Below are 12,887 nucleotides of genomic sequence, written 5' to 3'. Positions count from 1 at the left end.
TTGGGCTGTCAACGGAACAGCGTTTGCGCCCAGCGTGCCAGCCCGGCGGTGACCGAGCCGAAGTCGTTGCCGCCGACGATCGGAATGCCCGGCAGCTGCTGTTGCAGCGCGGCGCGCAGCAGCGGCGAACGCGCGCTGCCGCCGGTCAGGTAGATCACCTGCGGCGCGGTCTGGCTGCTGGCCAACGCGGCGCTGACCTGCTCTTGAATGCGCATCAACGGCTGCGAGATGGCGTCGGCGAGCTGATCCTGGCTGATGCTTTCCGCCAGATCGGCCTGCACGAAGCCGAGCGGCGCGCTGATGGCCGTTTGGCCGGACAACGCTATCTTACTCTCTTCGGCCGCACGCACCAGTCGGTAGCTCAGGCGCTGCTGGTACACTTTCAGCAGGCGTTTGACCTTTTCCGGCTCCGCCGCGTCGAGGATCAGATCGCGCAGCACACGGCCGTTGGCTGCGCTGTAGAAGTCGTTTTGCGCCGGCACGTCGTTGGTCGCCACCGCGTTCCAGTAAGGCAGCGCCGGCAAGGCGATGCCTTTCCCGGTTTCGCCGCCGAGGCCAAACAGCGGCATCAGCTGTTTGAAGGCCAGCATGATGTCCAGATCGTTACCGCCGACCCGGCAGCCGCTGTGGCCCAGCAGGCTTTGTTGGCGATCGGCGCGGTCGCGCCACTGCGGCCCCATCAGCAGCACCGAGCAGTCGGTGGTGCCGCCGCCGATGTCCACCACCAGCACGGTTTGCTCTTCGCTCAGCGTCGCTTCGAAGTCCAATCCCGCCGCCACCGGCTCGAACTGGAATTCAATCTCCTTGAAACCGGCGCGTTCGGCGGCGCGCTGCAAAATGCCCTGCGCCTGCCGGTTGGCCTCTTCGCCGCCGATGCCCTGGAAGTTGATCGGCCGGCCGATCACCGCCTGATCGATGCCGGTTTGCAGCACGTTTTCCGCCTGGCGTTTGATGTGGAACATCATGGCGCACACCAGATCTTCGAACAGCGCGATCTGCTGCGGCTTCAGGCCGTTGGCGCCGAGGAAGGACTTCGGCGAGCGCACGAAGTACACCTCTTCCGGATCTTCCATGTAGTGCGCCAGCGCCTGCAGACCGAACAGCACGCTGTCGCTGCCGACCGGAATGTCTTCTTCGCGGTTGTAACTGATGGCGCGGCGCAGCAGCTGCTGGTTTTCTTCGCTGCCGGTCGGCACCTGCCAATGGCGGTGCAGGCATTCGCTCACCGCTTCGCGGGTCGGTGCGCACAGCATCGAAGGCAGATACGGCGCGTTGTTCTCCAGCGTCAGCAGCTCGGGGCCGTGGTCGCGCATCACTGCAACGGAACAGTTGGCCGTCCCGTAATCGAATCCAATAAACATCTCTTTTTAGTCCCCATGCCAATGAAGGGGGGCGACTTTACCCGAGACGGGGCCGGCGGGCAATGCGCCGATGCGCGAGTGTCGAAAAATTTAGCGGGCGCGGTGGCGGCATGCTTAACTTAATGTCCGAATTCCGCACGTCAGCGCGTCAGCCGAGTCCCATAATGCAGAAAAAACCGAACCCGAGCGTTGCCATGAATACTCAACAGCAAGCGTTGTACGACGCGCTGCGCGCGCGTGACCGAAAATTCGACGGCCGCTTTTTTGTCGGCGTTTCCTCCACCGGCATTTATTGCCGCCCGGTGTGCAGCGCCCGCACACCGAAGATGGAAAACTGCACCTTTTATCCGAGCGCGGCCGCGGCCGAGCTGGCGGGGTTTCGCCCCTGCCTTAAATGCCGGCCAGAGCTGGCGCCCGGCCTGGCGCTGATCGATCTGGGCAACCGTTATGCGCAGGTGGCGGTACAGCTCATCGAGCAGGGCTATTTGTCCGAGCACAGTTGCGAAGCGCTGGCGGCGCGGCTGGGTATTTCCGATCGCCACCTGCGGCGCATCTTCGCCGAACAGTTTGGCGCTTCGCCGATCGATTACGCCCAGTCGCACCGGCTGCTGCAGGCCAAACGCCTGTTGGCGGATACCGACCTGCCGCTCAGCGAAGTGGCGTTCGCCGCCGGTTTCGGCAGCCTGCGGCGTTTCAATGAGCTGTTCAAGGCGCGCTATCGCCTGATTCCGTCGGCGCTGCGCAGCGGCGGCGCGCGCGGTGAACGGGCCGCCGCCAGCGGGCTGGTGTTTCACCTGGGTTATCGGCCGCCCTATGATTGGGATCGCATGCTGAACTTCTTGCAGGCGCGCGCCGTGCAGGGCGTGGAACGAGTAGCAGGGCGCCGCTATCTGCGCTCGATCGCCGTCAGCCAGGGCGGCACGGAACACCGCGGTTGGGTCAGCGTGCAGCCGGAAGAAGAACGCAACCGGGTCAGGGTCGAGATCGCGCCGGCGCTCAGTTTGGTGACGACAGAGGTGCTGCGCCGCGTGCGCTTGCTGTTCGACCTGGACGCCGCGCCGGACCGCATCAATGAGGCGCTGGGCTCGCTGGCGGCCGATGCGCCGGGGCTGCGTCTGCCGGGCTGCGTGAACAGTTTCGAGCAGGCGGTGCGTGCGGTGTTGGGACAATTGGTCAGCGTGAAAATGGCGGCGACCTTCGCCGGACGAATGGCCGAACGTTGGGGAGAAGCCCTGGACACGCCGCATGAGGGCATCACCCATGTCTTCCCTTCCGCCGAACGGGTGGCACAGCTGCAGCCCGAAGCGCTGCGCCCGCTAGGCGTACAGTTAAAGCGTGCGGCGGCGCTGATCGAGATCGCTCGGGCGTTGGGCGAAGGGCGGTTGCAGCTCGATAACGTGCTGGATATTGAACAGGGGATCAAGGCGTTGACCGCGTTGCCGGGCATCGGCGGCTGGACCGCCAGCTATATCGCGATGCGCGCCTGGTCGTGGCCTGACGTGTTCCTGGCCGGTGACTACCTGATCAAACAGCGTTTCCCCGGCATGACGCCGCGCCAGATTGAACGTTACGCCGAACGCTGGCGCCCGTGGCGTTCTTACGCCACGCTGCATCTGTGGCACAACGACGCATGGGCGCCGGAAGGGGAGCGCTGAAGGCGGGGCTAGCGAGGGGCGTCGATCAGCTGCAGCAGGCGGCTCATGCCTTCACGCATCAGGAACGCCAGCAGCTTTTCCCGCTCGGCCGGCGTCAGGTGGTAGTAATACTCGATCCAGACCCGCACCGGATCCTGGCGTTTGACGTCGTAGTCCGGATGGTCGGCTTCGCGCAAGGCCGACAGGCTGCGCGCGCTGAACGGCAGGCTGTCGATATGGTATTCCAGCGCTTTGCCCTGTACGCCGCTGCGGCGGCGACTGACCCAGCCTTCGCGCCGGGCCATCAGATTGACCCCTTGCGGGGTTGAGGGCAACCCCGCCTTACCCATCAGTTCCCTGGCGGAAAACCATTTCTTTTCCATAGTCCCTTGTCTCTGAGCCATCACATGTCGAGGTAAATCAACGAATACGCCGATGTCCGCATGGGCGTTTCATCTTACTTAATCGTTTAAGCTTAAGGTGTTATTTATATCACTAATCTCGTATCGGTTAACAGAATGTGAAGCGCGAGACGGCGGTGGAAGAGGGGAACGGGTTAGCGGATGCCGAAGTAGCCGTCGCTGAGCAACACCGTCAGCGGCTGCTCCAGCGCCACCAGGTCGCCGTCAGCCAGATCGACGCCGACGTCACGCAGCGCCTGCAGCGTTACCGGCTGATGCGCCGGCCCGGCGAGCGTTTGCGCCTTGATCCGATGCGCCGCGCCGTTGAGCATCGACACCATCAGCTCATCCATCTGGTTGCAGTGCACGTTGGTGATAAAGCGTTCATCGATGCGAATGATGTCGATCTTCTGATCGCTCAGCTCATCGAAGGCATTGATGTTATGCCCGAAACCGTTGACGATCAGCCGGCAGCCCAGCTGCTGCAGGCCACGGAGAAACGCCCGGCACTGCGCGGCGTGTTCCAGCACCACGGCCTCATCGACGCTAAACAGCAGCGCCTGCGGCGGCAGCGACGAAGCGCGCACCGTTTCCGTCAGGTAGTGCTGGAAGTCGGCGCTCAGCAGGCTGTCGGTGGCCAGCGGCAGCGCGAGCGACAGCCCTTTGCGTTTGATGTCGTCAGCGTGCTTCACCAGCAGCTGTGCGACCGTCCAGCGGTCGATGTCCGGCATCAGACCATACAGCTGCGCGGCGGCGATGAACGCCTCGTGCGGCAACGGCCGATCGTCCGGCGCCATCACCTGCAGCTTCACCTGGTGGAACGCGGCCGACAGCGGCGTCGCCGGCGGCGCGACCGCGCGGGTCAACAGCCGCAACTGCCCCTCGCTGACGATCGCCTGCACCTCCTGCGGGTTCAGCAACTCATGTTGCCGCTCCAGCAGCTGTTTTTGTCGCGTTTCGTACAGATAAACCTGGCCGCGCCCGTGGTGTTTGGCGGTATAGCAGGCGATATCGGCCTGCGCCAACAGTTCGCTGCTTTTGGCGTCGCCGTCGATGCGGGTGATGCCGGCGCTGGCGCCGACGCGATAAATCTTCCCTTCCCAATAGAACGGGTGCTGGCTGATTTGGTTGACCACCTGCTGCATCAGCGATTTGGCCTGCTCCAGCCGGCAGTCGAACAAGATCAGACCAAACTCGTCGCCGCCCAAACGCGCCAGGCAGTCGCTGCCGCGCAGTTGGTGCCGCATCAGCTGGGCGATATCCCGCAGCAAGGCATCGCCCGCCGCGTGGCCGGCGGTGTCGTTCACCGCCTTGAACCGATCCAGATCGAGGAACACCAGCGAATGCGGCGACGACGGCTCTCCGCCGGCGACGATCGCTGCCTTCAGCTGTTTCTCGAAGCGGGTGCGGTTCGGCAGGCCGGTCAGCGCGTCGTGCGAGGCGCTGTAGCTGAGCTTTTTCATCAGTTCGCGCGAAGCGGTGACGTCCTGCAGCACCATGACCGCGCCCATGGTTTCGCCGTCGAGGGTTTTGAGCGGTGAGACAGACTGCTGCACGTCGAAATAACGTCCGTCGCGGCTGTGCAGCACCAGCGCGTAATCCGCCGGCCACTGGCGCGGATATTGCGTGAGGTTTTCGATTTCCGGGCCGTCTTTGCCGTTGGTCAGGCGCACCACGCCGGCGACGGGCATGCCGATCGCCAGGTCGAGCGGCCAGCCGCACATCTGCTCAGCCACCGGGTTCATAAAGGTGATGCGCTGGTGGCTGTCGGTGGAGATCACCCCTTCGCCGATGGCGTCGAGGGTAATGTGCAGCCGCTCTTTCTCTTCGTGCAGCGCCTCGGCGAGGCTCTTGAGTTCGGTCATGTCGATATTGGTGCCGATCAGGCGCAGCGGGCGGCCCTGGTCGTCGAGGATCACGTTGCCCTGACCACGAATATGGCGCAGTTTGCCGCTGCGCGTGATGATGCGAAATTCCATGACGAACGGCCGCGGCTGCGCCAGGATCTCGGCCAGTTCACGGTCGGTGCGATCGCGATCCTCCGGCACCAGCAGGGTGCGCCAAAGCGCCAGCGTCGGCGCTTGGTCAGGGCTGAGATCGTAGAGTTCGAACATGCGCTGATCCCAGGTGAAGTTTTCCTGGTTCATCACCCATTCCCAGATGCCGACGCCGCCCACCTGGTTGGCCAGCGTAATGCGCTCCACCAGCCGGTTGTTCTCCGCCTCGCTGCGTTTGAGGCCGCTGATGTCTTCCACCTGGGAGATGAAGTACAGCGGCTGGCCCTCGGCGTCGCGCACCAGCGACACCGCCAGCAGCGCCCAAACGATCTGACCGTCGCTGCGGATATAACGTTTCTCCATGGTATAGCTGCTGATATGGCCGTCGAGCAGATCGTGCAACTGGCTCAGATCGGCGTTGAGGTCGTCCGGATGGGTGATCGCCTGGAACGTCAGGCGATGCAGCCGTTCGGGCGTGTAGCCGAGCAGTTTGCACAGCGCCTGATTGACCTGCAGCCATTTCCCCTCCGGCGACACCAGCGCCATGCCGATGGCGGAATACTCCAGCGCGCTGCGAAAGCGGCTTTCGCTCTCGACGATGTGCTGTTTCTCCACCCGGAAGGTGTGCATCACCATCGCCATCGCATGCGCCGGCACCAGGATCAGCAGCATCGGCAGATAGAGACCGAGATCGCCAAGGCGGCTATTGGCGGTCTGAAAATGCGCCAGCCCCAGAGAAATCATCACGGTGATCAGCAAAATAGTGCAAAAGCAGACGGTAAACGCCTCGAAGCGCGGCAGGGCGATAGCCGCCCACAGCAGGGGCAGGATGACGAAGGTGAATGGGAACGGCAGGTAGATTAACGCCAGATAGCTGAAGACCAGCGTGAGCATCAGCGTCAGCAATAGCGGGTAGAGGTTTAACGTCGCCAGCGTGCGGCGGCGATAGCTGAGGCCGAGCGGCGCCAGCGACAGTACGCCGATCGCCTCGGAAATGAACCAGGTGCCGAAAGGCTGCCAAAATGGCTGATCTGGCGCCGGTGCCGCAACGGTGGCCAGCAATGCGCTGAACAGCGGGGTAAAAATCACCGCGCACACCACGAAGCGCAGCCAACTGTTCAGATCGCTCAGCGGATCGCTCGCCGGCAGCGATCGGCGCAGCAACTGGGCGCAAACCGCCGCCTCCAACAGATTGATGGCGGCCAGTTTGACGGGCAGGATACTGATGCCGAGCAGCGCGAAGCTGGCCAGTACGATGCCCAGACCGCTGGCCAGCAGCGGCAGGCCCCAATGGCGGGGAGGATGCCGGTACAGCACCGCGATGGCGGCGGCGGTTGGGAACCACAGCGGCGTAAAATGATGCGCTTCGCTGGACAGCGACAGGCTCAGCAAGGCGAGCAGAAACGTCGCCAGCGCCACCAGCAGGGAATGCGTCAGCATGGTGCCTTTGTGTGTGCCGAAATAGCTCGGTGCGCTGATATCCATAGACATCCCTACCGGTGGGGCCTCTGTCAGTAATTGATTCATCACATGGATGAATTAAGGCGATTTATTGGCAAAGGGTAGTACAGCGCGCGAGGAAAACCTACCGGGAAGGCCGACTTTACTGCGTTAACGCAAGCTCGGCGACAGAATGGCGAAAAAGCCGGCGCGGAGCCGGCTTTTAGCGTATTACAGCAAGAACAGGGTGGCGAGGCCAAGGAAGATGAAGAAGCCGCCGGTATCGGTCAGCGCGGTGATGAGCACGCTCGAGCCGACCGCCGGATCGCGGCCCATCTTGAGCATGGTCATCGGGATCACCACGCCCATCAGCGCCGCCAGCAGCAGATTGAGCAGCATCGCCAGCGTCATCACGCCGCCCATCGCCGCGTCACCATACAGCAGCCAGGTGATCACGCCCATGATGCCGCCCCACACCACGCCGTTGATGATGGCCACCCCCAGCTCTCTGAGCATCAGGCGCGAGATGTTGCCGACTTCGATCTGGTGCAGCGCCAGCGCGCGCACGATCATGGTGATGGTCTGGTTGCCGGTGTTGCCGCCGATGCCGGCGACGATCGGCATCAGCGCTGCCAGCGCCACCAGTTGGGAAATGGTGTGTTCGAACAGGCCGATCACTCGCGAGGCGACGAACGCGGTGCAAAGGTTGATCGCCAACCACGCCCAGCGGGTCTTGACCGCTTTGCTGACCGGGGCGAACACGTCTTCTTCCGGGCTCAAACCGCCCATGCGGCGCAGATTGGTATCGCTCTCTTCGTTGACGGCGTCGACGATCTCTTCGATGGTCAAACGGCCCATCAGTTTGCCCTTGGCGTCAACCACCGGGGCGCTGATCAGGTCGTAGCGTTCGAACGCGCCGGCCGCTTCATCGGCCTTGTCTTCGGGCTGAAAGGTGGCGGGATCGCTGTCCATCACCTCGCGCACCGGGATTTCCGGGTCGTTCAACAGCACCGCAGTGAGCGGCAGCTCGCCCAACAGGGTATTTTTGCGGTCGGTGACGAACAGTTTATCGGTGGCGTCGGGAATGGTTTTGCGCATGCGCAAAAAGCGGTGCACCGCGCCGAGCGTAACGTCCGGCCGCACCGTCACCAGTTCGAAATCCATCATCCAGCCGACGCTGTCTTTGGCGTATTGGCTCATCTCGCGCACCTGGGCGCGCTGCTCCGGCTCCAGCGAGGTCAGCAGCCGGCCCATCAGGTTACGCGGCAGGTATTGCGCCAGATAGGCCTGTTCGTCGACGTCCAGCGTTTTGATCGCTTTGAGCAGGTCTTTGTCGCTCATCTCCTCGATCAGGCTGTCCCAGACCGGTTCGGCGACTTCCACCAGCGTCTGGCCGCGCTTGCTGTTGCCCACCAGCCGCCACAGCGCCATGCGCTCGTCCTGTGGCAAGGCTTCCAGCAGGTCCGCCAGGTCGGCAGCGTGCATGTCGTCCAGCAGGCCGGTAATTTCCGCCGTCTGGTTCAGCAGTTCGCTTTGGCTGAGGGCGTGTTCATCCCCTGGCCGGCCGAGGATGCCGTCGACCAATTCCTTATTGTTCAACAGCAAAGTGAGAATGCGCTGGCGATGTTCAGCGACTTTTTTGACGTTATGGGTTGCGGCTGACATGGTGTTCCTTAACGGGCGCTCGGCGTTCCTGACGCAGGCTCATTAAAAGATAGAGCATAGCGAGTGCCGGAGTCATTTTTATGAAACGGACGGGGCGCGGCGGTTATTCAGAGGAGGCGTCCTGTTGCGGCGCGCTGACTTCGGCGGCGTTTTGCGCAGCGGCCTGCTTTTTTTCCTGATGATGAGGCACCGCCACCACGGCGGCGTACAGCAGTCGGCCGACTAAAATGATAAAGCTGATAAACAACACTATCTTCGTCATCTGTCCGGTGGTTTTCTTGCGCATATATCACCCGGTATGCCGGTGTCCTGTGTTATTCGCTCGAGAATTTGTAACCGGATTTTAGGCGCTGATGACAAAAGTTGTCCATTTTTTTCCGGCGTGCGGCGTGGCGTATTAGGGTTTCGTTTAGGTTGGCGGGGCGAAGGCGGAAAGAAAAACCCCCTGCTGGCAGGGGGCGGGGGATCAGGCGGAGCGCTGTTCGTCTTGCGAACCTTCTTCGTCGATCAGCAGCTTCCAGCCGACGACGTCGTTCCAGTAGGCCTGCTCGCGTTCGAAATCCAGCTGCACCAGGTTGTTCTGCGCCAGGTAGCCGGCCGGGAAGCGCAGCGTCCAGTGGTTGTCGTCGGTGGTCAGGCGCAGCGTTTCCGGCGTGGTGGTCGACTGACGCTGGTTGTTGAGCAGGGTGCTCAGACGCAGCAGCTGGATCAGCGGCAGGTAGTGTTTCTTCTTGAACAGGTTGAGGCGCGGCAGCTCTTCCAGCTTGATCGCCTTGCGGTGGAAGCGCACCAGCGCCGCCAGCAGCAGCTGCTGTTCCTGGTTAAAGCCAGGCAGGTTGGAGTTTTGCAGAATGTAGGCCGAATGGCGGTGCATGCCGCTGTGGTTGATGCTCAGCCCCACCTCGTGCAGCATGGCGGCCCATTTCAGCAGGGCCTCCAGCTGTGGATGCGCCAGCTTGGTGTTTTGCGCCATCCACTGCGAGTAGAGCAGCTCGGTGGTTTCCAGCACCCGCTTGGCCTGCTCGCGGTCGATGTTGTAGTGATCGGCCAGGCTTTTGGCGGTGCGGCTGCGGATGTCCTGGTGGCGGAAACGGCCTTCCATTTCATACAGCACGCCTTCGCGCAGCGCGCCGTCGGACAGGCGCAGATCGCGGATCGCCAGCGCGTCGAACACGCCGCACAGGATAGCCAGCCCCGGCACGAATACCGACTGGCGATCTTCCGACAGCCCCGGCAGGCTCAGCGAACTGAAGCTTTTAAACTGCAGCACCTGCTCGGCGAGCATTTCCAGACGCTCCAGGGTGATAAGACCGTCTTTTTCCCCCATCGCGACCAGCACTTCATGGGCGGCCTTGATGGTGCCCGAGGCGCCCAGCGCATACTGCCAGCCCTGAATGCGGTACTGCCAGGCCAGCGTTTCCAGCTTCTGCGCCGCCGCCAAGCGCGCGCGGCGGAAGTTGTTTTTGCTGATCTCGCCGCCCGGGAAGAACAGCTGGGCGAAGCTGACGCAGCCCATGCGGCGGCTTTCCGCCAGCAGCGGCTCGAAGTCTTCGCCGATCACCAGCTCGGTGGAGCCGCCGCCGATGTCGATTACCAGCTTGCGGCCTTTCTCCGGCTGAGTGTGCTCCACACCCATGAAGATCAGACGCGCCTCTTCCTGGCCGGCGATGATTTCGATCGGGTAGGGGATCACTTTGGCTGCGCGCTTGAGGAACACTTCGGCGTTCACCGCCTGACGCAGGGTATGGGTGCCGACGATGGTGACGTTATCCGCCGGGAAGCCCTGCAGCCGCTCGGCAAACAGTGCCAGGCAGGCCAGGCCGCGTTCTATCGCCTCTTCACTGAGTACGTTGTTGCTGTCCAATCCGTCGGCGAGATGTACCCGCTGTTTTAAACGGCCCAATACCTGTAAGGCGCCGTTGACGACGCGGGCGATCACCATGTGGAAACTGTTCGACCCGAGGTCGATGGCGGCGATTTCCTGCGGTTTGTTCGTTGCAGTGTTTTTTAGCGGCATAGTTGCTGGCCTACTGTCCTGGTTGTTCCAGAGCTTTTAAGTACTCGTAAATAGCCACCTGGGCGCGCACTTTGCGGCGATTGCCGCGCGGCACGTACTGGTTGCTCAGTTCTTTATCCACATAGCGGGCTTTGACCGTATCGCTGAACAGGATCTCCAGAATGTCCAGAACGCGCTGTTTCAGCGCCGGATCCAGCAGCGATACCGCCACTTCGATACGGTAATCTATGTTGCGGGTCATCCAGTCGGCGGAGGACAGATACACCCGTTTGTCACCTTTATTGTCGAAAACGTAAACCCGATCGTGTTCCAAAAAGCGATCGACGATGCTGATCACCTGAATATTGTCGCTGATCCCCGGCAGGTTGGGAATCAGGGAACACATGCCGCGCACCAGCAGGCGGATCTTCACGCCGGCGCCGGACGCGGTATATAACCGATCTACCAGCCCTTTATCCACCAGATTATTTATTTTCAACATAATGCCGGCCTGTTCCCCGGCCTGGGCGTTGGTGATTTCGTTGTCGATCAGCTCATACAGCTTCAGGCGCGAGTTCTGCGGCGACACCATCAGGTTGTCGAAGGTGACCGGCCGGTAGGGGTTCTCGATAAAGTTGAATACCCGGCGCACCTCGTTGGTGATGCGTGAGTCGGCGGTCAACAGCGAATAGTCGGTGTAGATGCGCGCGGTTTTTTCGTTAAAGTTGCCGGTACCGATATGAGCATAGCGCACAATTTCATCGCCTTCACGGCGCGAAATCAGGAACAGTTTGGCGTGGATTTTCAGCCCCGGCGCCGAGAAGATTACGTGCACGCCGGCTTCGGTCAGGCGTTTCGCCCAGTGGATGTTGGCCTCTTCGTCGAAGCGCGCCTGCAGCTCGACCACCACCGTGACCTTTTTGCCGTTGTGCGCGGCGTGGATCATCGATTCGATGATGCGCGAATCTTTCGCCACCCGGTAGATGTTGATCTTGATAGCCAACACGCTCGGATCGAACGATGCCTGGCGCAGCAGCTCCAGCACGTGTTCGAAGGTGTGATACGGGTAGTAGAGCAGCACGTCCTTTTCGCGAATGGCGTCGAAGCCGTTGCGGAAACCGTCGAACCAGATGTGGCGCAGGCGCGGCAGCGGCTTGTTGACCAGATTGGCCTTGCCGACGTTCGGGAAACTGATGAAATCTTTGAAATTGTGGTAGCGGCCGCCGGCGATCACCGAATCGTAGTTGGAGATGCCCAGCTTGCCGCGCAGCAGTTCCACCATTTCATTCGGCATGTCGCGCTGATAAACGAAGCGCACCGGCTCGGCGGTCAGGCGTTGTTTCAGGCTGGAAGACATCAGTTCCAGCAGGCTGGATTCCATTTCGGTCACCAGATCGTACTCTGCGTCGCGGGTCATCTTCATCGAATAGGCGTTGAGCGCGTCGTAGTCGAAGAAGCCCTTGAAAATATCGTCCAGGCAGTAGCGCAGAATGTTGTCGAGCAGGATCATCGGCTTGCGGCGGCGCGGCGCTTCCGGCGGCAGATTGACGAAGCGCGGCACCTTGTCGGACGGGATTTCCAGCAGCGCATAGTCGATGCGCGCCCCGCGAATGATCTCCACCGCCAGGTAGGTGTAATCGTCTTTCAGGAACTGCACCAGATTGGTGTCGTGGTTGATCAGGATCGGCGTGATGTGTTGGCGCAGATGCTGCTTGAAATATTGCCGCAGCCAGATTTGCTGGTTTTCGGACACCTGGCGTTCGTTGATCAGGAAGATCTGATTGCGCGCCATTTCCAGCAGCAGATCGTTATACAGGCCATCGAACTCCTGATCGGTTTTCAGCACCTTGGCCTGGATCTTTTTCAGCAGGTGGCGTGAGGCGCCGGCGGAGCCTTGCTCTTCACTGATCAGGATGCGCCGTTTGAGATCGGCGAAGCGGACTTTATAGAACTCGTCGAGGTTGTTGGAGTAAATGCCCAGAAAACGCATACGTTCAATCAGGGGATTGCTCTTATCTGCGGCTTCCTGCAACACGCGTTCATTAAAGGATAACCAGCTTAGTTCTTTTTCGATGTAGAGCTTTTCCTGACCCATTGCCACTCCAGTTCAATTTTAGAATAGGATCCGGGACGCAGCGCCCGGATGCCGCTCTAGTGTCCTTCATCATTATTGCGAGAGATTGACAGGAAAGTCCAACATATCCATTGCGTTGGCGCGCGGTGTTTTTCGGCGGCAATAAATTTTCGTTGAGGCGGGACGCGCAACGGCGATGTGAACAGCATGAAATGATGGTTAGCTGGCTTATTTTTGGCGTTATCAAGCGTGTTAATGGTCATTTTTTAGCAATATATCAACGTCATATTATCTGTTTGCAGTGTAAAAAACCTGAATT

8 protein-coding genes are annotated in these 12,887 nt (G+C 61.1%); 1 reads left to right on the top strand and 7 read right to left on the bottom strand.

Translation table 11 applies throughout. The features are described 5' to 3' along the window. Positions 1-8: 8 nt before the first annotated feature. Positions 9-1,361 carry a molecular chaperone gene (yegD, locus tag AAIE04_RS19285; RefSeq protein ID WP_019452412.1) on the bottom strand — a complete coding sequence of 451 codons (1,353 nt, stop codon included), beginning with the start codon at positions 1,359-1,361 and terminating at the stop codon, positions 9-11. A 164-nt stretch (positions 1,362-1,525) separates the two neighbouring features. On the opposite strand from yegD, the gene alkA reads away from it, so the two are divergent. Further along, a complete protein-coding gene (gene alkA, locus AAIE04_RS19280; RefSeq protein ID WP_154747538.1) occupies positions 1,526-3,016 on the top strand; it encodes a DNA-3-methyladenine glycosylase 2 in 1,491 nt (496 codons plus the stop codon). 8 nt (positions 3,017-3,024) lie between these two features. Here alkA and AAIE04_RS19275 read toward each other — a convergent pair whose 3' ends face one another. From AAIE04_RS19275 to ppk1, 6 genes are all read right to left on the bottom strand, one after another. Then, the gene (locus AAIE04_RS19275) at positions 3,025-3,378 is read right to left on the bottom strand and encodes a DNA-binding protein (protein WP_025159567.1); all 354 of its coding nucleotides are present in this window, start codon (positions 3,376-3,378) and stop codon (positions 3,025-3,027) included. Positions 3,379-3,551: 173 nt separating this feature from the next. Next, on the bottom strand, positions 3,552-6,878 hold the full coding sequence (locus AAIE04_RS19270) for a diguanylate cyclase (protein WP_498577543.1): 3,327 nt from the start codon (positions 6,876-6,878) through the stop codon (positions 3,552-3,554). A 186-nt stretch (positions 6,879-7,064) separates the two neighbouring features. Continuing rightward, complete coding sequence (mgtE, locus tag AAIE04_RS19265) at positions 7,065-8,498, bottom strand: magnesium transporter (RefSeq protein ID WP_063919865.1); 1,434 nt, start codon at positions 8,496-8,498, stop codon at positions 7,065-7,067. A gap of 103 nt (positions 8,499-8,601) precedes the next feature. Beyond that, entirely contained in the window at positions 8,602-8,784 is a 183-nt protein-coding gene (locus AAIE04_RS19260) for a YfgG family protein (protein ID WP_004941600.1), read from the bottom strand. Between the two features lie 180 nt (positions 8,785-8,964). Next, positions 8,965-10,515 carry an exopolyphosphatase gene (ppx, locus tag AAIE04_RS19255; protein ID WP_019452418.1) on the bottom strand — a complete coding sequence of 517 codons (1,551 nt, stop codon included), beginning with the start codon at positions 10,513-10,515 and terminating at the stop codon, positions 8,965-8,967. Positions 10,516-10,525: 10 nt separating this feature from the next. Then, complete coding sequence (gene ppk1 / locus AAIE04_RS19250; protein WP_498577542.1) at positions 10,526-12,589, bottom strand: polyphosphate kinase 1; 2,064 nt, start codon at positions 12,587-12,589, stop codon at positions 10,526-10,528. Between the last annotated feature and the right edge of the window lie 298 nt (positions 12,590-12,887).

The sequence above is a fragment of the Serratia sp. Ae19-1 genome, from assembly GCF_059801225.1.
This window is presented reverse-complemented; position numbering and strand designations above follow the sequence as displayed.

Coding starts and splice junctions, on each gene's coding strand:
- yegD (WP_019452412.1), bottom strand. CDS start 1,361: ATGTTTATTGGATTCGATTACGGGACGGCCAACTGTTCCGTTGCAGTG.
- alkA (WP_154747538.1), top strand. CDS start 1,526: ATGCAGAAAAAACCGAACCCGAGCGTTGCCATGAATACTCAACAGCAA.
- AAIE04_RS19275 (WP_025159567.1), bottom strand. CDS start 3,378: ATGGAAAAGAAATGGTTTTCCGCCAGGGAACTGATGGGTAAGGCGGGG.
- AAIE04_RS19270 (WP_498577543.1), bottom strand. CDS start 6,878: ATGGATATCAGCGCACCGAGCTATTTCGGCACACACAAAGGCACCATG.
- mgtE (WP_063919865.1), bottom strand. CDS start 8,498: ATGTCAGCCGCAACCCATAACGTCAAAAAAGTCGCTGAACATCGCCAG.
- AAIE04_RS19260 (WP_004941600.1), bottom strand. CDS start 8,784: ATGCGCAAGAAAACCACCGGACAGATGACGAAGATAGTGTTGTTTATC.
- ppx (WP_019452418.1), bottom strand. CDS start 10,515: ATGCCGCTAAAAAACACTGCAACGAACAAACCGCAGGAAATCGCCGCC.
- ppk1 (WP_498577542.1), bottom strand. CDS start 12,589: ATGGGTCAGGAAAAGCTCTACATCGAAAAAGAACTAAGCTGGTTATCC.